Origin of the sequence: Streptomyces sp. NPDC048521 (assembly GCF_043199855.1) — a bacterium.
Classification (GTDB): domain Bacteria; phylum Actinomycetota; class Actinomycetes; order Streptomycetales; family Streptomycetaceae; genus Streptomyces.
The window spans coordinates 288306-308740 of record NZ_JBICWR010000007.1 but is presented as its reverse complement, the minus strand read 5'-3'; the positions used below and the strand labels follow the sequence as shown (position 1 = coordinate 308740).

The 20435-nt window shown below is 72.6% G+C and carries 14 protein-coding genes; 7 read left to right on the top strand and 7 right to left on the bottom strand.

All coding sequences use genetic code 11. From position 1 onward, the window contains the following. The first annotated feature begins 94 nt into the window (after nucleotides 1-94). The 4 genes from trpB to lgt all read left to right on the top strand — a co-directional run bounded on the left by trpB (nucleotide 95) and on the right by lgt (nucleotide 4091). Complete coding sequence (gene trpB / locus ACGFRF_RS19340) at nucleotides 95-1378, top strand: tryptophan synthase subunit beta (RefSeq protein ID WP_393741387.1); 1284 nt, start codon at nucleotides 95-97, stop codon at nucleotides 1376-1378. Next, nucleotides 1375-2193, top strand: coding sequence for a tryptophan synthase subunit alpha (gene trpA, locus ACGFRF_RS19335; RefSeq protein WP_393741385.1), 819 nt, complete (start codon nucleotides 1375-1377; stop codon nucleotides 2191-2193). The genes trpB and trpA overlap by 4 nt, the downstream gene beginning before the upstream one ends. A gap of 106 nt (nucleotides 2194-2299) precedes the next feature. Next, nucleotides 2300-3076: a DsbA family protein gene (locus tag ACGFRF_RS19330; protein ID WP_393741384.1), complete on the top strand. Its 777-nt coding sequence runs from the start codon at nucleotides 2300-2302 to the stop codon at nucleotides 3074-3076. Between the two features lie 82 nt (nucleotides 3077-3158). Next, nucleotides 3159-4091 carry a prolipoprotein diacylglyceryl transferase gene (gene lgt / locus ACGFRF_RS19325; RefSeq protein ID WP_393741382.1) on the top strand — a complete coding sequence of 311 codons (933 nt, stop codon included), beginning with the start codon at nucleotides 3159-3161 and terminating at the stop codon, nucleotides 4089-4091. Between the two features lie 94 nt (nucleotides 4092-4185). On the opposite strand, the gene ACGFRF_RS19320 is transcribed toward lgt, so the two are convergent. The 7 genes from ACGFRF_RS19320 to ACGFRF_RS19290 are packed head-to-tail and all read right to left on the bottom strand — an operon-like array spanning nucleotide 4186 to nucleotide 12897. After that, nucleotides 4186-4989, bottom strand: coding sequence for an HpcH/HpaI aldolase/citrate lyase family protein (locus ACGFRF_RS19320; protein ID WP_393741541.1), 804 nt, complete (start codon nucleotides 4987-4989; stop codon nucleotides 4186-4188). An 8-nt stretch (nucleotides 4990-4997) separates the two neighbouring features. Beyond that, a complete protein-coding gene (locus ACGFRF_RS19315) occupies nucleotides 4998-6203 on the bottom strand; it encodes a CaiB/BaiF CoA transferase family protein (RefSeq protein ID WP_393741380.1) in 1206 nt (401 codons plus the stop codon). Beyond that, on the bottom strand, nucleotides 6200-7093 hold the full coding sequence (gene rbsK, locus ACGFRF_RS19310) for a ribokinase (RefSeq protein ID WP_393741378.1): 894 nt from the start codon (nucleotides 7091-7093) through the stop codon (nucleotides 6200-6202). The genes ACGFRF_RS19315 and rbsK overlap by 4 nt, the downstream gene beginning before the upstream one ends. Continuing rightward, the gene (locus ACGFRF_RS19305) at nucleotides 7090-8472 is read right to left on the bottom strand and encodes an ADP-ribosylglycohydrolase family protein (RefSeq protein ID WP_393741376.1); all 1383 of its coding nucleotides are present in this window, start codon (nucleotides 8470-8472) and stop codon (nucleotides 7090-7092) included. The genes rbsK and ACGFRF_RS19305 overlap by 4 nt, the downstream gene beginning before the upstream one ends. Continuing rightward, nucleotides 8460-9743 carry an ADP-ribosylglycohydrolase family protein gene (locus tag ACGFRF_RS19300; RefSeq protein WP_393741374.1) on the bottom strand — a complete coding sequence of 428 codons (1284 nt, stop codon included), beginning with the start codon at nucleotides 9741-9743 and terminating at the stop codon, nucleotides 8460-8462. The genes ACGFRF_RS19305 and ACGFRF_RS19300 overlap by 13 nt, the downstream gene beginning before the upstream one ends. A gap of 8 nt (nucleotides 9744-9751) precedes the next feature. After that, nucleotides 9752-10870, bottom strand: a complete 1119-nt coding sequence (locus tag ACGFRF_RS19295) for an ADP-ribosylglycohydrolase family protein (protein WP_393741372.1) — start codon at nucleotides 10868-10870, stop codon at nucleotides 9752-9754. Further along, nucleotides 10867-12897, bottom strand: coding sequence for an ADP-ribosylglycohydrolase family protein (locus ACGFRF_RS19290; protein ID WP_393741370.1), 2031 nt, complete (start codon nucleotides 12895-12897; stop codon nucleotides 10867-10869). The genes ACGFRF_RS19295 and ACGFRF_RS19290 overlap by 4 nt, the downstream gene beginning before the upstream one ends. Nucleotides 12898-13193: 296 nt before the next feature. Between ACGFRF_RS19290 and ACGFRF_RS19285 the strand changes: the two genes are divergently transcribed. The 3 genes from ACGFRF_RS19285 (at nucleotide 13194) to ACGFRF_RS19275 (ending at nucleotide 20383) form a co-directional block, all read left to right on the top strand. Then, nucleotides 13194-13925, top strand: a complete 732-nt coding sequence (locus tag ACGFRF_RS19285) for a VIT1/CCC1 transporter family protein (RefSeq protein WP_393741368.1) — start codon at nucleotides 13194-13196, stop codon at nucleotides 13923-13925. Between the two features lie 403 nt (nucleotides 13926-14328). After that, entirely contained in the window at nucleotides 14329-18927 is a 4599-nt protein-coding gene (gene gltB, locus ACGFRF_RS19280; RefSeq protein ID WP_393741367.1) for a glutamate synthase large subunit, read from the top strand. Then, nucleotides 18920-20383 (top strand): glutamate synthase subunit beta, encoded by a 1464-nt coding sequence (locus ACGFRF_RS19275; protein ID WP_393741366.1) that lies wholly within the window; start codon nucleotides 18920-18922, stop codon nucleotides 20381-20383. The genes gltB and ACGFRF_RS19275 overlap by 8 nt, the downstream gene beginning before the upstream one ends. Nucleotides 20384-20435: the final 52 nt, after the last annotated feature.

Sequence of the window (20435 nt, the reverse complement as noted above, 5' to 3'; positions counted from 1 at the left end):
TCGGCGGGGTGGGAACGCACCGTCGAGGGCAGCGCACGCGTACCCCGTACCCCAAGACCAGCTACCCGGGGCCGAGCCCCTGCGAGGTATCCGTATGCCCAGCGAGTTCTTCATCCCTGACCCCAGCGGCCAGGTGCCCAGCGCCGAGGGCTACTTCGGCGCGTTCGGCGGCAAGTTCATCCCGGAGGCGCTGGTCGCCGCCGTGGACGAGGTCGCCGTGGAGTACGACAAGGCGAAGGCCGACCCCGAGTTCGGGCGCGAGCTCGACGACCTGCTCGTCAACTACACCGGGCGCCCCAGCGCGCTCACCGAGGTGCCCCGGTTCGCCGAACACGCCGGTGGCGCCCGGGTGTTCCTCAAGCGGGAGGACCTGAACCACACCGGCTCCCACAAGATCAACAACGTGCTGGGCCAGGCCCTGCTCACGAAGCGCATGGGCAAGACGCGGGTCATCGCCGAGACCGGCGCCGGTCAGCACGGTGTCGCGACCGCCACCGCCTGCGCGCTGTTCGGGCTCGAGTGCACGATCTACATGGGCGAGATCGACACCCAGCGGCAGGCCCTCAACGTCGCCCGCATGCGCATGCTCGGCGCCGAGGTCGTCGCCGTGAAGTCCGGCAGCCGCACCCTGAAGGACGCCATCAACGAGGCGTTCCGGGACTGGGTGGCCAACGTCGACCGCACCCACTACCTGTTCGGGACCGTGGCCGGACCGCACCCCTTCCCGGCCATGGTCCGCGACTTCCACCGGGTCATCGGGGTCGAGGCGCGGCGGCAGTTGCTCGAGCGTGCCGGGCGGCTGCCCGACGCCGCGATCGCCTGTGTCGGTGGCGGCTCCAACGCCATCGGCCTCTTCCACGCCTTCATCCCCGACGAGGGCGTCCGGCTCATCGGCTGCGAGCCCGCGGGGCACGGCATCGAGACGGGGGAGCACGCGGCCACGCTGACCGCGGGCGAGCCCGGCATCCTGCACGGCTCCCGGTCCTACGTCCTGCAGGACGAGGAGGGCCAGATCACCGAGCCGTACTCGATCTCGGCCGGTCTGGACTACCCGGGCATCGGCCCCGAGCACTCCTACCTGAAGGACTCCGGCCGCGGCGAGTACCGCGCCGTCACCGACGACGCGGCGATGCAGGCCCTGCGCCTGCTGTCGCGCACCGAGGGCATCATCCCGGCCATCGAGAGCGCCCACGCCCTCGCCGGCGCCCTGGAGGTGGGCAAGGAACTGGGCAAGGACGGCCTGATCGTCGTCAACCTGTCCGGCCGCGGCGACAAGGACATGGACACCGCCGCCCGCTACTTCGACCTCTACGACACCGACGCCGAGGTGGCCGCCGACGAAGCCGACACCGCCGAGATCGAGGGGGACGCCAAGTGAGCGGCAACATCCAGCTGTTGACGGACACCCTCGCCGCCGCCCGGGCGGAGGGCCGGTCCGCGCTCATCGCCTACCTCCCGGCCGGCTTCCCGACCGTGGACGGTGGCATCGAGGCGATCGAGGCCGTCTTCGAGGGCGGGGCGGATGTCGTGGAGGTGGGGCTGCCGCACAGCGACCCCGTCCTCGACGGCCCCGTCATCCAGACCGCCGACGACATCGCCCTGCGCGGCGGCGTCAAGATCGCGGACGCCATGCGCACGGTCAAGGAGGCCCACGCGGCCACCGGCAAGCCCGTGCTCGTCATGACGTACTGGAACCCCATCGACCGCTACGGCGTCGAGCGCTTCACCGCCGAGCTGGCCGAGGCGGGCGGCGCGGGCTGCATCCTGCCCGACCTGCCGGTCCAGGAGTCGGCCCTGTGGCGGGAGCACGCCGAGAAGCACGGCCTCGCGACCGTCTTCGTCGTGGCGCCGAGCAGCAAGGACGAGCGGCTCGCCGAGATCACCGCGGCGGGCAGCGGCTTCGTCTACGCCGCCTCGCTCATGGGTGTCACCGGCACCCGCGAGTCCGTCGGCGCGCAGGCCCAGGACCTGGTCGAGCGGACCCGCGCCACCGGCACCGGACTGCCCGTCTGCGTCGGGCTCGGCGTCTCCAACGCGGCCCAGGCCGCCGAGGTCGCCGGCTTCGCCGACGGCGTCATCGTCGGCTCGGCGTTCGTCAAGCGGATGCTGGACGCCCCCGACCACGCCTCGGGCCTCGAGGCGGTCCGTGAGCTGGCCGGCGAGCTGGCGAAGGGCGTGCGCGGGCAGGCGTAACGGAACTCATCATCCTTCACCGTTCACAACGGAAGATTCGGTCACTCGAACGGGTGGACCTCAGGCCGGGGAGGCGCGCTGCGCCTCCCCGGTTCGTTCTGGGGGTGTGAGCGAGAAGAACCGTGACGGAAAGCGCACGGCCCGGGAGAGGCTGACGGCCGAGCGCGAGAAGCAGAAGGCCGCGGAGAAGCGGCGGCGCACGCTGATCGTGGGCGCGAGCGTCGTCTGCGTCCTCGGCCTCGCGGCGGTGATCGGCGTGGTCGCCGCGAACGCGGGCAAGGACAAGAAGAGCAGCAGCGCGGGCCCGGTCGTGGCGCCCTCGGGCGCGCAGGGCAAGGACAGCCTCGCGATCCCGGTCGGCAAGGACGGCGCGAAGTCGACGCTCACCGTCTGGGAGGACTTCCGCTGCCCGGCGTGCCAGGCCTTCGAGATGGCGTACCGGCCGACGCTGCACGAACTGGCCGACGCCGGCAAGCTCAGAATCGAGTACCACCTGGTCCGGCTGATCGACGGCAACCTCGGCGGCAGCGGCTCGCTGCGCGCGGCCAACGCCGCGGCCTGCGCCCAGGACGCCGGAAAGTTCCGCGACTACCACGACGTGCTGTACGCGAACCAGCCCAAGGAGACCGACGACGCCTTCGGCAACGACGCCAAGCTGATCGAGCTGGCCGGCAAGGTGAAAGGCCTGGACACGCCCGCCTTCCAGAAGTGCGTCAAGGACGGCACCCACAACAGCTGGGTGACCAAGTCCCACAAGGCCTTCCAGTCCGGCGGTTTCACCGGCACGCCGACGGTCCTGCTCGACGGCAAGAACATCTACCAGGACCAGACGATGACCCCGGCCAAGCTCAAGCAGATGGTGGAGGCGGCCGACAAGCGGTAAGCGTTTCTCACGCCCCCGTTATGGACCCGTAGCCGGGCTGTGTGCCGTCCCCCCGGCCCGGCACGGTAGCGTCGGACCTGCCATGGAACTTGCCTACATTCCCAGCCCGTCGCACGGGGTGCTGTATCTCGGCCCCATCCCGCTGCGCGGCTACGCCTTCTGCATCATCATCGGCGTCTTCGTTGCCGTCTGGCTCGGCAACAAGCGCTGGATCGCCCGCGGCGGACAGTCCGGCACGGTCGCCGACATCGCGGTCTGGGCCGTGCCGTTCGGCCTGGTCGGCGGCCGGCTCTATCACGTGATCACGGACTACGAGCTGTACTTCAGCGAGGGCCGTGACTGGGTGGACGCCTTCAAGGTGTGGGAAGGCGGCCTGGGCATCTGGGGCGCGATCGCGCTCGGTGCCCTGGGCGCGTGGATCGGCGCGCGGCGCCGGGGCATCCCCATGCCCGCGTACGCCGACGCCGTGGCACCGGGCATCGCGTTCGCGCAGGCCATCGGCCGCTGGGGCAACTGGTTCAACCAGGAGCTGTACGGCCGCGAGACGCATGTTCCGTGGGCGCTGCACATCACCTCCTCCGAGGGCGGCCGGGTGCCGGGCTACTACCACCCGACCTTCCTCTACGAGTCGCTGTGGTGCATCGGCGTCGCCCTGCTCGTCATCTGGGCCGACCGCCGCTTCGAGCTGGGCCACGGCCGGGCGTTCGCCCTGTACGTCGCCGCGTACTGCTTGGGCCGTGGCTGGATCGAGTACATGCGGGTGGACGACGCCCACCACATCCTGGGCCTCCGCCTCAACGACTGGACCGCGCTGATCGTCTTCCTGCTGGCGGTGACGTACATCGTGGTGTCGTCGAAGAAGCGGCCGGGGCGGGAGGCCGTGGTCGAACCGGATGTCTCCGGCTCCGGCGGTTCGGCCGACGGTACGGAATCCGTCGCCGAGGCGGACGCGCAGGCCGAGCCGGGTGCCGAGGAGACGAAGGACGAGGCAGAGTCGGCCCCGAACAAGGGCTGACGGCCGGCTGTGACGCCACCGAGGGCGCCCGGGGTTTCCGGGCGCCCTCGGCATGTACGGGCGGGCGGCCGCACCGGCTCGGCGAACAACAGGCTCAGTCCCTGCGCGCCAGGGACAGCGTGCGCCGGGCCATGGCCACCACCGCCGCGTCGATGAAGCGGCCGTCGGGGAGGGCCTGGGCGCCCTGGTGCGTGGCCGCTGCCTTGATGATCGTTTCCGCCTGCTCGATCTCCGCCGGGGTCGGGAGGTACGCCTGCTCGATGACCGGCAGCTGCCGGGGGTGGATCGCCGCGCGGCCCAGGAAGCCGAGCGCGCGGCCGTGGGCGCTGGACGCGGCGAGTCCGTCCAGGTCGCGGATGTCCGGGTGCACGGACTGGGGCGGCGGGGCGAGCCCCGCCGCGCGGGCGGCGACGACCACCCGCGAGCGCGGCCAGTCGAGGCCCGCGTCGGCCCGTACGCCCAGGTCGGCCCGGAGGTCCGCCTCTCCGAGGGAGATGCCCCGCAGGGACGGGTGGGCGCCGGCGATCGCGTGGGCGTGCTCGATGGCGAGGGCCGACTCCAGCAGGGCGTACAGGGGCAGGGGGGTGGCCACGGCGACCTGCCTGATCTGGTCCGGAGACGTCACCTTCGGAAGCCGTAGCCCGGACACGCCCGGCAGTGTGGCCAGTGCCGTGAGGTCGGCGGCCGCCCAGGGGCCGTCCAGCGCGTTGACGCGGACGTGCACCGGGACCGGCTGGGGCGCGCGGAGGCGGTCGGCCGTGGCCGCGCGGGCGTACTCCTTGCGGTCCGGGGCGACCGCGTCCTCCAGGTCGATCACCACCACGTCGGCGCCCGCGGCCAGCGCCTTGGTCACCACGTGCGGACGGTCGCCGGGGACGTAGAGCCAGGTGAGCGGCATCCGGGGGGTCACAGGGCGCCCTCCGCGCGCAGGGCGGCGATGTCGGCCGGGTCGAGGCCCAGCTCGGTGAGCACGGCGTCCGTGTCGGCACCGTGCGGCCGGCCGGCCCAGCGGATCGCGCCGGGCGTCGAGGAGAGCCGGAAGAGGACGTTCTGCATCCGCAGCGGGCCCAACTCGGGGTCGGCGACGGTGGTGACCGTGTCCAGGGCCTGGTACTGGGGGTCCGCGAGGACGTCCCGGACGTCCTGGACCGGGGCCACCGCCGCCTCCGCCTTCTCGAAGGCCGCCAGGACTTCGGCGCGGGTGCGGGCGGCGATCCAGGAGCCGACCGCCTCGTCCAGCACGTCGGCGTGGGCGGCGCGGTCCGCGCCCGAGGCGAACCACGGTTCCTCGGTCAGCTCCGGGCGGCCCACCAGGCGCATCACCCGCTCGGCGACCGACTGCGCGGAGGTGGAGACGGCGACCCAGGCGCCGTCGGCGGTGCGGTAGGTGTTGCGCGGGGCGTTGTTCGCGGACCGGTTGCCGGTGCGTTCCTGCACGTAGCCGAGCTGGTCGTACCAGGTGGGCTGCGGCCCGAGGACCGACAGGATCGGCTCGATGATCGCCATGTCGACCACCTGTCCGGTGCCGGTGCGCTCCCGCGCGGCCAGTGCCGTGAGCACGGCGTACGCGGTCGCCAGGCCCGCGATCGAGTCCGCGAGCCCGAACGGCGGGAGCGTCGGGGGCGCGTCCGGCTCGCCGGTGATCGCCGCGAAGCCGCTCATCGCCTCGGCCAGGGTGCCGAAGCCGGGGCGGTGCGCGTACGGACCGAACTGGCCGAAGGCGGTGACCCGGGTCAGGATCAGCCGCGGGTTGGCCGCGGCCAGTGCGTCCCAGCCGAGGTCCCATTTCTCCAGGGTGCCGGGGCGGAAGTTCTCGATCACCACATCGGCGCCGGCGGCGAGCCGCAGGAGGGTGGCGCGGCCGCCGGGCGTGGACAGGTCGAGGGTGACGGTCCGCTTGTTGCGGCCGAGCACCTTCCACCACAGGCCGACGCCGTCCTTGGCCGGGCCGTGTCCGCGGGAGGGGTCGGGCCGGTGGGGATGCTCCACCTTGATCACGTCGGCGCCGAAGTCGCCGAGCAGGGTCGCGGCCAGCGGGCCGGCGAACAGGGTCGCGAGGTCCAGCACCCGCAGACCGTCCAGGGCCGGGGGCGTGTGTGTCGTCGTCCTCATGAGCTGTACTGCGCCTCGATCTCCGGGCGGTACGGCATCGACGCCGACGCCCCCGCCCGCTGCACGGAGATCGCCGCCGCGGCGGCCGCCCAGGACAGGGCCTCCCGTACCGGTTTCTCCTCGGCGAGGGCCACCACGAGCGCACCGACGAAGGTGTCGCCCGCGCCCGTGGAGTCGACGGCGGTCACCCGGGGCGCGGGTACCACGAGCGGCTCGGTGCCGCGGGCCAGGTAGAGGCTGCCGGTCGCGCCCAGGGTGACGACGACCTCAGGGACCAGGTCCAGCAGGGCGGCGGCCGCCTCGCGCGGGTCGGTGCGGCCGGTGAGGGTGACCGCCTCGTACTCGTTGGGCACCAACAGGTCGATGGAAGCGAGGAGTTCGGGTGGCAGTGGCTGTGCGGGGGACGGGGTGAGGACCGTACGGACACCGTGCCGGCGGGCCGCCTCCGCGCCCGCGACGACCGCGGCCAGGGGGATCTCCAGCTGCAGCAGCAGGGCGTCGGCGGAGGCGATCACCCCTTCGTCGCCGGGGGAGAGGTGGTCGACGGTGCCGTTGGCGCCGGGGATGACGACGATGGAGTTGCCGCCCTCGGCGTCCACCACGATGTGTGCGGTGCCGGAGGGACCCTCGACCGTGCGCAGGGAGTCGGTGTCCACACCGGAGTGTTCGAGGGTGCCGCGCAGGCGCACGCCGAAGGCGTCGTTGCCGACCGCGCCGATCATCGAGACGGTGGCGCCGGAACGGGCCGCGGCGATCGCCTGGTTGGCGCCCTTGCCGCCGGGGATCGTACGGAACTCCCGTCCCGTCACGGTCTCGCCGCGCTGCGGGGCCTTGGTGACGTAGGCGACGAGGTCCATGTTCGTGCTGCCGAGGACGGCGATGTGGGTCATGAGCGGGTCGCCTCCAGGTGGGTGAGGTGGGCGAGGGAGTCGAAGCCGGTGCCGTGGAAGTCGGCGACCGTGGTGGCGAGCCGGTTCTTCAGCGGGGCCCGCCAGCGGTCGGGCAGCGCGGTGGGCGCGCCCGCGAGGAGACCGGCGATGCTGCCGGCCGTGGCGCCGTTGGAATCGGTGTCCCACCCGCCGGACACCGCACGGCAGACGGAGCCGGTGAAGTCGCCGTCCGCGTGGGTGAGGGCGGCGGCGATCAGGGCGGTGTTGGGGAGGGCGTGCACCCAGTGGTGGGCGGGGGCGTAGGTGGCGTGGAGTTCGTCCACGACCTCGTCGAAGTGCTCCTTCGCCGCGGCCAGTCGGACGGCGTGGTCGATCGCCCTCGCCAGGCGGGAGCGGGGCGGGACCACCGTGCGGCCGGCGCTGAGGCAGGCGTGGACGTCGTGGGCTCCGGTGGCGGCGGTGGCGATGACGGCGGCGGTGAACATCGCCGCGTAGACGCCGTTGGCGGTGTGGGTGAGGACCGCGTCGCGGTGCGCCTGTTCGGCGGCGGCGGCCGGGTCGCCCGGGTTGGTCCAGCCGTGCACGTCGGCGCGGATCAGGGCGCCGATCCACTCGCGGAACGGGTTGCGGTGGCGTGCCGTGTGCGGGGGTTCGACGCCGCCGAGGAGGTTGCGGTAGGCGATGCGTTCGGCGGTGAAGGTACGGCCGGGCGGGAGTTCCTCCAGCCAGAGCCGGGCCACGTCCGTGGTGGTGAAGGACTTTCCGTGGCGCCGCAGGAGAAGAAGGTTGAGCAGGGGGTAGTTCAGGTCGTCGTCCTCGGGCATGCCGTCGATGTTCTCGGCGAGGGAGGTCGCGGCCGAGCGGCGGTTCCAGGGGTACTGGTCCAGGAGGTCGCGGGGGACGCCCTTGGCGGTGAAGTACGTGGTGAGCGGCCAGTTGCCGGTGGCTCGGGCCAGGGCGCGGATGCCGTCGAGGGGGAGCTTCTCGACCGGCTTGCCGAGCAGGCAGCCGATGGCCCGGCCCAGCCAGGACGCTTCCAGGGCGAGGGGGGAAGGGGGCGGCGCGGGGGGCCGGTCCTGCGCCCCCGCCGGCGGGGCAGGCCACGCGGGGCACACCGCCTTGATACCGGCCAGGTCCGTCGGCTCGTCCTCGGCCAACCTGCTCGGCAGGTCCGCCAGTTCGTCCAGCAGGTCCTCGGCCAGCAGGCGCAGGTAGCGCGAGGCCCGTTGCGGTGAGGCGCCCGCCCGCTCCGGAGCGGCCATGCCGCCGGCCGCCCGCCACCGCGCCTCGATCCTCGACGGCTCCCGGCCGTCCAGGCGGGCCTGGCGGAGTTCATGGCCCAGGAGGTCCTCGGGCTGGACCCAGGTCAGTCGGAGCATGCCGGGCCTCCGAGTGCCGCGAACGCCCTCTCATGGGCGCGTCGGCGGCGTACGTCCCGGGCGAAGATCTCGCGGGTGACCGTGGTGAGCGTGCGGGCCGGCTCCCACAGGTCCAGGCGGCTCGCCTCCGCGACCGTCTTCGACCACTCATCGGGAACGGGTGAGCCGAGGGCCCCCGCGAGGGCACCGGCCATCGTGGCGATCGAGTCGCAGTCGCGGCCGTAGTTGATCGAGCCCAGGACGGCGTGCCGGTAGTCCCCGCCGGAGACCAGCACCATGCCCAGGGCGACCGGGAGTTCCTCGATGGAGTGCAGACGGGAGGGGCGGCGGGCGGCGAGGGAGGGGGCGCGGTAGTCCGGGCCGACCGTGTCGTACGGGGCCACCGCCGCGCGCAGCGGGCCGAGCGCCGACTCGAAGTCACGGTGCCGCGCGGCGACTTCGCAGACCTTCTCGATCGCCGTGCGGGTGCCGTCCTTCGCCAGGGACAGGCAGGCGGTCACGACCGAGTCCGGGGTCGCGCCCGGTGCGGTGGCGGCGGCCACGGCCGCGGCGAAGACGCCGGCCGCCTCCCGGCCGTACGACGACTGGTGCGCACCGGCGAGGTCCAGCGCCTCGGCGTAGGCGGCGGCCGGGTTGGCGGCGTTGACCAGGCCGACGGGGGCCATGTACATCGCCGCGCCGCAGTTGACGATGTTGCCGACGCCCGCCTCCCGGGGGTCGACGTGGCCGTAGGCGAGCCGGGCCACCAGCCATTTCTCGGCGAGGAAGACGCGGTGCAGCGGCAGCGTCTCGGTCTGCAGTTCCGGGATCCAGCGGGGGGTGGTCATCAGGTCCGGGACCAGGTGGTCGGCGATCGCGTACGCGTCGAGGTGGTCACGGACACGGTCGTAGACCCGGACCAGCGCGTGCGTCATCAAGGTGTCGTCGGTGACGTGCCCGTCGCCCTTGTGGTACGGGGCGATGGGGCGGGCGGTGCGCCAGGCGTCGCCGTGCCAGGGGCCGACGACGCCATGGACGCGGCCGCCGTGGCGCTCGGCGATCTGGTCCGGGGAGTAGCCCTCGACCGGGCCGCCGAGGGCGTCGCCGACGGCGGCTCCTACCAGGGCGCCGGTGATCCGTTCGTCGAGGGTGTGCGGGGGTGGCTCGCTGCGTTCTTCTTCCGCGGGACCTCGAGGTGCCGTGGGTTCCCGGGACGCATCGGACTCTCGGCGCGCTTCGGTTTCGCGGGGCGTTTCGGCGGCTCGGGGCTGTTGGGGTTCTTCGGGCGTCATGTCCCGAATCATCCTCCTGGACGGGCCGGTTGTGCGGCTTCCAGGAGTCCGGCGAGTTCCACCAGGTCGGTGCCGGTGAGGCGGGGCAGGGCGCAGCCGGACAGGGTGCGGCAGGCGTCCCGCCAGCTCTGCGGGACGGCCGGGCCGCCGCCGAGGGCACCGGTCAGCGCCCCCGCGAGGGCGGGCGCGGAGTCCGCGACCCGGGACAGGCAGGCGGCGGCCGGTACGGCTTCGGCGATGCGGCCGCGGGCGGCGGTGGCCAGGGCGAGGGCGACGGGGACGGTCTCGGCGGCGGCGATGCCGTAGCTGTAGACGTGGTCGACGATCTGGTGCTCGAGCAGCGGGACGAGGGCGAACGCGGACTCGCTGTCCTCGGCCAGGGCGAGCGCGTGGCGGGTGTTGCGGCCGATCTCCGTGTCCGCGGGGAGTTCGGCGAGCGCGGCGGTCACGCAGGTGCCGGTGTCCGCGTCGGCGAGGGCCAGCGCCAGGGCCGCGGCCATCGCGCGGGCGCCGTGCACGCCGTCGCCGTCCTGGGTGTAGCGGGCGTCGAACTCGGCCAGGGCGGCGGCGCGTCGGGGGTCGCCCGGGTGGGCGACCGCGAGGACGCAGGCGCGGACGCAGGCGGCGTCGTCGAAGTAGTGCGGGTTGTCGTGGCCGGTGGCGGGTGGGCGCAGACCGGCGGCGAGGTTGCCGAGGCCGGCGCGGACGGAGATGCGGGCGCGCAGGGGGAGGACGGCGGACTCGATCTCCGGGGCGCGTTCCGCCGCCGCGGCGACTTCGGAGGCCACGGCGGTCCAGGTGAGGTCGATCGCGGCGCGCATACGGCGTTCCCGGCTGAGGTCGCCGAGTACGTCGTCGTCGCCGGCGAGCAGGACCGCCTCGGCGGCGAAGACGGCCCACTCGGCGTCGTCGGAAGGGCCGAGGCGGAGAGGCTCGGGGGGTTGGTTGAGGGCGATCGGCACCGGCAGGGTGGTGGTCGCGTTCTGCTCGGCGAACGTGTCCAGTTCCCGGGTGAGGCGGCGGGTCCACTCCGGCATGCGGGCGGCGCGGTGCCGTGCGGCGGGCCAGCCGGCGGCGTCTCCCGCGGCGAGGCCGAGGAGGAGGCCCTCGATACGGCGCGCCCTCATGGCCGACCCTCGCTGTCCCCGTTGCCGGAGTTCCCGGCCCCCACCAGCGGGCTCCGCCTTTTGTTTTCTAGCCCCTCAACCCACCCACCACCCGACTCGGTCGGCCGGGAGGTGACCGAAAAGGGCGGGGGCGGATCGGTGGGCTGGGAGGTGGCCGGGAGGAGTGGCGGCGGATCGGTGGGCCGGGGAGTGGCTGGGAGGGGTGGGCGTGGGTCGGTGGGTTGGGGGGTGGCGGGCAGGGCGGCTACGGGCGGCTCGGTCGGCTGGGGGGTGACGGGGAGGGCGACCACAGGCGGCTCGGTCAGCGGGGAGATGGTCGGGAGAGCTGGAAGCGGCCCGGTCGGCTGGGAGGCCGGGGGACGGGGTGGGACCCGCTCGGTCGGCTGGGGACTGGGCGAGGGGGAGGGCGCGGGGGCGGGCGGCTGGGAGGTGGCCGGGAGGGGCGGTCTTGGCTCGGTCGATTGCGCGGTGGTGGATGGGCCTGGCGGGGCCGGGGCGGTGGGCCGAGAGGTGGTCGGGAGGGAGGGCGCGGGGGCGGGCGGCTGGGAGGTGGCCGGGAGGGGCGGCCTTGGCTCGGTCGATTGCGCGGTGGTCGGGAGGGAGAGCGCGGGGGCGGTGGGCTGTGGGGTGGTGGTTGGGGAAGGGGTTGCCGGGACGGGCGGCTGGGTGGTGGTTGGGAGGGAGAGCGCCGGGGCGATGGGCTGGTGGGTGGTGGTCGGGAGGGAGGGTGCCGAGGCGGTGGGCTGGTGGGTGGTGGTCGGGAGGGAGGGCGCCGGGGCGGGCGGATGGGAGGTGGGGGAGAGGGAGGGTGCCGGGGCGGTGGGGGTGGGTGCCTTCTCCGTCGTGGTCTGCGTGAGCTGCAGTGCGGCCAGTACGCGTTCGCGTTCGCGGTCCGGTGGCTGTTGCCGCGCGTCCTCGTGGGCGGGGTGCCCGGCGCCCGGTGTCGGGCACCGGTCGGGCTGCGGCAGCAGCTCCCGTAGGGGCTCCGGCAGGAGTTCCGGCAGGATCACGTCCGCCCCCCACTTGCCGCCCTCGCCGGGTACCAGCAGCTCCGCCACGTCCAGGATGTGGTGGCCCGCCATGGACGGCAGGCAGCGGCCGCGGGCCGGACCGATGGCGGCGGCCCAGGCCGGCGGGATCGCGGTGAGGCCCTGGGCCGCACCGCAGAGCGCGCCCGCCACCGCCGCCGTCGTGTCCGCGTCGCGGCCCATGTTGACGGCTGTCAGAACGGCCTCGCGGAAGTCGCCGTCGGCCGCCGCGTACGCGCCGAAGGCGAGGGCGACCGCCTCGGGGGCCAGGTCGGTCCAGGGGTAGCCGCCGATGACGACCGCGGAGCGCACCGCGCGCTCACCGCGGTGCGCCACCGCCACCGCGCGGCGCAGGGAGCGGGCCGTCCAGGAGTCGTCCGGGACGACCGCGAGGGCGGAGGCGACCACCACCGGTACCGGCGCTCCCGCCATCGCCGCCGCCACGCCCGCCGCGACCGCCTGGCCGCCGTAGATGCCCTCGCCCTCGTGGCTGATCGAGCCGTCGATCGCCACCAGCCGGGCCGCCTCCCCGGGGCGACCGGCGGCGAAGACCCCGAAGGGCGCCGCCCGCATCGCCAGCCCGTCGCTCCAGGCGTGGCGGTGCTGGGCCGAGATGGGCGCGGCCAGCCCCCGGCGGAGGTTCTCCAGGGTGCCGCGTTCGCTGAAGCCCGCGCCCCGGAAGGGGCCCTCGGCCCGGTCCGCGATCCACTCGTGCCAGGCCGCCTCCACATGGGCCGGGGTCAGCGCCGAGCCGTGCCGGGCCAGGAGGAGACCGGAGAAGATCGCGTACTCGGTGTCGTCCGTGCCGGCCGGTTTCTCGGCGACGTACCCGGTGATGCGGCCCCAGCGCGCGCGGATCTCGGAGGGTCTGAGGTTCTCCGCGGGTGCCCCCAGCGCGTCCCCGACCGCCAGGCCGAGCAGTGCGCCGCGTGCCCGTTCGCGGAGTCCGGTGGCGTCACCGGGGGCCGGGATCGGGGGAGTGCAGGCGGTCGATGCCATGGGGCGGCCTCCTTCAGCAGGATCACGGGGACCCTGGAGCGGCCTCGGTCGGCGGGACCACGGGGACCCTTTGCGGATGTGTGCCACGGGAGGCGCCCCGGCGAGCCTCCGGGCGCCCGGAGTCACCCGCTCGACATCTGAGCAGTAACTGGCACGAATGAGCGATGGCAGGGAAAGCCGCAGGTTAGCCCAGCCTTTCCTTGCTGGCGGCAGCGAAATTCTCGGCGTAGGTTCTGAGTTATCAAAAAGTAGAACTCGTCCAAAGTTAGCTTTGGCTTAGCTATCCGGGGGGCCGCATGGCCATCATCGACACCGAGGCCGCGCTGCACGAGGCGCACCGCGACAACCACACGCACCGCGACGTCAACGGCGGCTGGCTGCGCCCGGCCGTCTTCGGTGCGATGGACGGCCTGGTCTCCAACCTCGCCCTGATGACCGGCGTGGCCGGTGGTTCCGTGAGCCAGCAGACGATCGTCATCACCGGGCTCGCCGGCCTGGCCGCGGGCGCCTTCTCCATGGCGGCCGGCGAGTACACCTCCGTCGCCTCCCAGCGCGAGCTGGTCGAGGCCGAACTCGACGTCGAGCGCCGTGAGCTGCGCAAGCACCCGCAGGACGAGGAGGACGAGCTGGCCGCACTCTACGTGGCCCGCGGTGTCGAGCCGGACCTGGCCCGGCAGGTCGCCCGCCAGCTGTCCCAGGACCCGGAGCAGGCCCTGGAGATACACGCTCGGGAGGAGCTGGGCATCGACCCCGGTGACCTGCCCTCGCCGCTGGTCGCCGCGGTCTCGTCCTTCGGCTCGTTCGCGCTCGGCGCCCTGCTGCCGGTGCTGCCGTACCTGCTGGGCGCGACCGTGCTGTGGCCCGCCGTGCTCCTCGCCCTCGCCGGACTCTTCGGCTGCGGTGCCGTCGTGGCCAAGGTGACCGCGCGAACCTGGTGGTACAGCGGTCTGCGGCAGCTCGCGCTCGGCGGTGCGGCGGCCGGTGTGACGTACGCCCTGGGCAGCCTGTTCGGAACGGCCGTAGGATAGCGGGGCCGGTACTTATGCGATGGGCCGCATAAGTAGCCGTTACTCGCTGGTTTCGACTGCATGACCACCGGGCATGAGCCGTAAGCGCTGTGGGCAATGACGCCTGCCGCGCCCCCCGGGGTGAGCCGACGACGCTCCCCCCGCCCCTCGGGCCGACGGACGGCGATCAGACCGATCGCGTCCGCAACGGTCCCCCTCATACGTCGGCCGCCTCGCGCGGCTCCGCGCCGCCCCGTGCGGCGCCCGGCCACGGACCCCGTGGCGTCCGCATGCTGGAACGGAGTATCCGGTTCCCGAGAACCGCTCCATCATGTAACCTGCACGAAATTTTGCACTCCACGCAGAGGGCCAACGTCGTCCCTCGGCACTTGCCACATGCCACATGACGACGACGGGAGAGCCGATGCGTACGCCGCGCCAGCCGTCCCAGCATTCCGCGAATGGCCAGAACTGGTCGTTCATGGATGCTCGCCCTGCTGCGCAGGGTATGTACGACCCCCGCAACGAACGCGACGCCTGTGGCGTCGGTTTCGTCGCCACCCTTACCGGCGAGGCGTCCCATACGCTGGTCGAGCAGGCGCTCACCGTGCTGCGCAACCTGGAGCACCGCGGTGCCACCGGCTCCGAGCCCGACTCGGGCGACGGCGCGGGCATCCTCTCGCAGGTGCCGGACGCCTTCTTCCGTGAGGTGGCCGGATTCGACCTCCCCGCCGCCGGTTCCTACGCCGTCGGTATCGCCTTCCTGCCGGAGGAGGGCGCCGAGGACGCCGTCTCGCGCATCGAGACGATCGCGGCCGACGAGGGCCTCACCGTCCTCGGCTGGCGTGCGGTCCCGGTCGCCCCGGAGCTGCTGGGCGCCACCGCCCGCTCCACCATGCCGGTCTTCCGTCAGATCTTCGTCGCCGACGGCGCCAGCGAGGGCATCGCGCTGGACCGCAAGGCGTTCGTGCTGCGCAAGCGCGCCGAGCGGGAGGTCGGGGTCTACTTCCCGTCCCTGTCAGCCCGCACGATCGTCTACAAGGGCATGCTGACCACCGGCCAGCTGGAGCCCTTCTTCCCGGACCTGTCCGACCGCCGCTTCGCCTCCGCGATCGCGCTCGTCCACTCCCGCTTCTCCACCAACACCTTCCCGTCGTGGCCGCTCGCGCACCCGTACCGCTTCGTCGCGCACAACGGTGAGATCAACACCGTCAAGGGCAACCGCAACTGGATGACCGCCCGCGAGTCGCAGCTGGTCTCCGACCTGTTCGGCTCCGAGGAGAAGGCCATCGAGCGGATCTTCCCGGTGTGTACGCCGGACGCCTCCGACTCGGCGTCCTTCGACGAGGTGCTGGAGCTGCTCCACCTCGGCGGCCGCTCGCTGCCGCACTCCGTGCTGATGATGATCCCGGAGGCGTGGGAGAACCACGCGTCCATGGACCCGGCCCGGCGCGCCTTCTACCAGTTCCACTCCACGATGATGGAGCCCTGGGACGGCCCCGCCTGTGTCACCTTCACCGACGGCACCCAGGTCGGCGCCGTCCTCGACCGCAACGGTCTGCGCCCCGGCCGCTACTGGGTCACCGACGACGGCCTCGTCGTCCTCGGCTCCGAGGTCGGCGTCCTCGACATCGACCCGGCCAAGGTCGTCCGCAAGGGCCGCCTGCAGCCCGGCCGCATGTTCCTCGTGGACACCGCCGAGCACCGCATCATCGAGGACGACGAGATCAAGGCGTCCCTCGCCGGCGAGAAGCCGTACGCCGAGTGGCTGGAAGCCGGCGAGATCGAGCTGGGCGACCTGCCCGAGCGCGAGCACATCGTCCACACCCACGCCTCGGTCACCCGCCGTCAGCAGACCTTCGGGTACACCGAGGAGGAGCTGCGCGTCATCCTCGCGCCGATGGCCCGCACCGGTGCCGAGCCGATCGGCTCCATGGGTACGGACTCGCCGATCGCGGCCCTGTCCGAGCGCCCGCGGCTGCTCTTCGACTACTTCACCCAGCTGTTCGCGCAGGTCACCAACCCGCCGCTGGACGCGATCCGCGAGGAGCTGGTCACCTCCCTGCGCTCGTCCCTGGGCCCGGAGGGCAACCTGCTGGAGCCGACGGCCGCCTCGTGCCGCTCGGTCACCCTGCCCTTCCCGGTGATCGACAACGACGAGCTGGCCAAGCTCATCCACATCAACGCCGACGGCGACATGCCCGGTTTCAAGGCCGCGACCCTCTCCGGCCTGTACCGGGTGCACGGCGGCGGCGAGGCGCTGGCCGCGCGGATCGAGGAGATCTACGCCGAGGCCGACGCCGCGATCGAGAACGGCGCCCGCCTGATCGTCCTGTCGGACCGCCACTCCGACGCCGAGCACGCGCCGATCCCGTCGCTGCTGCTCACCGCGGCCGTCCACCACCACCTCATCCGCACCAAGCAGCGCACCCAGGTGGGTCTGCTGGTCGAGGCCGGTGACGTCCGCGAGGTCCACCACGTCGCCCTGCTCATCGGTTACGGCGCCGCCGCCGTCAACCCGTACCTGGCGATGGAGTCCGTCGAGGACCTGCTGCGCGCGGGCACCTTCATCAACGGGCTCGAGCCCGAGAAGGCCATCAAGAACCTGATCTACGCCCTCGGCAAGGGCGTGCTGAAGGTCATGTCCAAGATGGGCATCTCCACCGTCGCCTCCTACCGCGGCGCCCAGGTCTTCGAGGCCGTCGGCCTGGACGAGACCTTCGTGGAGAAGTACTTCAACGGCACGGCCACCAAGATCGGCGGCGTCGGCATCGACGTCATCGCCCAGGAGGTCGCCGCACGCCACGCCAAGGCCTACCCGGCCTCCGGCATCGCTCCCGCGCACCGCGCGCTGGACATCGGCGGCGAGTACCAGTGGCGCCGCGAGGGCGAGCCGCACCTGTTCGACCCGGAGACGGTCTTCCGCCTCCAGCACTCCACGCGCACCGGCCGCTACGACATCTTCAAGAAGTACACGGACCGGGTGAACGAGCAGTCGGAGCGCCTGATGACGCTGCGCGGCCTGTTCGGCTTCAAGTCCGACCGAGGGCCGATCCCGGTCGAGGAGGTCGAGCCGGTCTCCGAGATCGTCAAGCGGTTCTCGACGGGCGCCATGTCGTACGGCTCCATCTCCAAGGAGGCGCACGAGACCCTCGCCATCGCCATGAACCAGCTGGGCGGCAAGTCCAACACGGGTGAGGGCGGCGAGGACCCGGAGCGCCTGTACGACCCCGCGCGGCGCAGCGCCATCAAGCAGGTCGCCTCCGGCCGCTTCGGCGTCACCTCCGAGTACCTGGTCAACGCGGACGACATCCAGATCAAGATGGCCCAGGGCGCCAAGCCCGGCGAGGGCGGCCAGCTGCCCGGCCACAAGGTCTACCCGTGGGTCGCCAGGACGCGGCACTCCACGCCGGGTGTCGGCCTGATCTCCCCGCCGCCGCACCACGACATCTACTCCATCGAGGACCTGGCCCAGCTGATCCACGACCTGAAGAACGCGAACCCGCAGGCGCGGATTCACGTCAAGCTGGTCTCCGAGGTCGGCGTCGGCACGGTCGCGGCCGGTGTGTCCAAGGCGCACGCGGACGTCGTACTGATCTCCGGCCACGACGGCGGTACCGGTGCCTCGCCGCTGACCTCGCTGAAGCACGCGGGCGGCCCCTGGGAGCTGGGCCTGGCCGAGACCCAGCAGACCCTGCTGCTCAACGGCCTGCGCGACCGCATCGTCGTCCAGACCGACGGCCAGCTGAAGACCGGTCGTGACGTGGTCATCGCCGCGCTGCTCGGCGCCGAGGAGTTCGGTTTCGCGACCGCTCCGCTGGTCGTCTCCGGCTGCGTCATGATGCGCGTCTGCCACCTGGACACCTGCCCGGTCGGCATCGCCACCCAGAACCCGACCCTGCGCGACCGCTTCGCCGGCAAGGCCGAGTACGTGGTGAACTTCTTCCGGTTCATCGCCGAGGAGGTCCGCGAGCTGCTCGCCGAGCTGGGCTTCCGCTCCATCGAGGAGGCCGTCGGCCACGCCGAGGTGCTGGACGTCGAGCGCGCGGTCGACCACTGGAAGGCCCAGGGCCTGGACCTGGAGCCGCTGTTCCACGTGCCGTCGCTGCCCGCCGGCGCGGTCCGCCACCAGATCGTCGAGCAGGACCACGGCCTGGAGAAGGCGCTGGACAACGAGCTGATCAAGCTCGCCGCCGACGCCCTCGCCGCGAACGACGCGACCGAGGCGCAGCCGGTGCGCGCCCAGGTCGCCATCCGTAACATCAACCGCACCGTCGGCACCATGCTCGGCCACGAGGTGACGAAGAAGTTCGGTGGCGCGGGCCTGCCCGACGACACCATCGACATCACCTTCACGGGCTCCGCCGGCCAGTCCTTCGGCGCGTTCCTGCCGCGCGGTGTCACGCTCCGCCTGGAGGGCGACGCCAACGACTACGTCGGCAAGGGCCTGTCCGGCGGCCGGATCGTCGTCCGCCCGGACCGCGCGGCCGACCACCTCGCCGAGTACTCGACCATCGCGGGCAACACCATCGGCTACGGCGCCACCGGCGGCGAGCTGTTCCTGCGCGGTCGCACCGGTGAGCGGTTCTGTGTCCGCAACTCCGGCGCCCTGGTCGTCTCCGAGGGCGTGGGCGACCACGGCTGCGAGTACATGACCGGCGGTCACGCGGTCGTCCTCGGCCCGACCGGCCGCAACTTCGCGGCGGGCATGTCCGGCGGTGTCGCCTACGTCATCGACCTCGACCGCGACAACGTCAACGTCGGCAACGTCCAGTCCGTCGAGGCGCTGGACGACGCGGACAAGCAGTGGCTGCACGACGTGGTGCGCCGCCACGCCGAGGAGACCGGTTCGACGGTCGCCGAGAAGCTGCTCGCCGACTGGGACACGGCCGCGGAGCGGTTCAGCAAGATCACCCCCAGCACGTACAAGGCAGTGCTCGCCGCCAAGGACGCCGCCGAGCGAGCCGGTCTCTCCGAGACCGAGATCACCGAGAAGATGATGGAGGCGGCGATCAATGGCTGACCCGAAGGGCTTCCTGAACCACGGCCGTGAGGTCGCCAAGACCCGCCCCGTCGACGAGCGGGTCAAGGACTGGAACGAGGTCTACGTCCCCGGCTCGCTGCTGCCGATCATCAGCAAGCAGGCCAGCCGGTGCATGGACTGCGGCATCCCGTTCTGCCACAACGGCTGTCCGCTGGGGAACCTGATCCCCGAGTGGAACGACTACGCCTACCGCGAGGACTGGGCCGCCGCCCAGGAGCGTCTGCACGCGACCAACAACTTCCCGGAGTTCACCGGTCGCCTCTGCCCGGCCCCCTGCGAGTCGGCGTGCGTGCTCGGCATCAACCAGCCGCCGGTCACCATCAAGAACGTCGAGGTCTCGATCATCGACAAGGCGTGGGAGACCGGTGACGTCGCCCCGCAGATCCCCGAGCGGCTGTCCGGCAAGACGGTCGCGGTCATCGGGTCCGGCCCCGCCGGTCTCGCCGCCGCGCAGCAGCTGACCCGGGCCGGCCACACCGTCGCCGTCTACGAGCGCGCGGACCGCATCGGAGGCCTCCTCCGGTACGGCATCCCCGAGTTCAAGATGGAGAAGCGGCACATCAACCGCCGTATCGAGCAGATGCGCGCGGAGGGCACCCGCTTCCGCACCGGTGTCGAGATCGGCCGCGACCTCAAGGCGACCGACCTGAAGAAGCGGTACGACGCCGTCGTGATCGCCGCCGGCGCCACGACCGCGCGGGACCTGCCGGTGCCGGGCCGCGAACTCAAGGGCATCTACCAGGCGATGGAGTACCTGCCGCTCGCCAACAAGGTCCAGGAGGGCGACTACGTGACCGCCCCCCTTTCCGCCGAGGGCAAGCACGTCGTCGTCATCGGTGGCGGTGACACCGGCGCGGACTGCGTGGGCACCGCCCACCGTCAGGGCGCGGCCTCCGTCACCCAGCTGGAGATCATGCCCCGCCCGAACGAGGAGCGGCACGCGACCAACCAGCCCTGGCCGACCTTCCCGATCCTCTACAAGGTCACCTCGGCCCACGAGGAGGGCGGCGAGCGGATCTACTCCGCCTCCACCACCCACTTCGAGGGCGACGAGGACGGCAACGTCCAGTGGCTGCACCTGGCCGAGGTCGAGTTCGTCGACGGCAAGCTGACCTCCAAGCCGGGCACCGAGCGCAAGATCCCCGCCCAGCTCGTCACCCTCGCCATGGGCTTCACCGGCACCGACCGGGAGAACGGCCTGGTGGAGCAGTTCGGCCTGGAGCTGGACGAGCGCGGTAACATCGCCCGCGACGCCGACTTCCAGACCAACGTGCCGGGTGTGTTCGTCGCCGGTGACGCCGGCCGCGGCCAGTCCCTCATCGTCTGGGCGATCGCGGAGGGCCGCTCGGCCGCCCGCGGAGTCGACCGCTACCTGACCGGGGCCAGCGACCTGCCGGCCCCGATCCGCCCGACCGACCGCGCCCTGGCGGTCTGACGGCTCCCCCACAGACGTCCCGTACAAAGGCGTACGGAACACCAGACGGCGC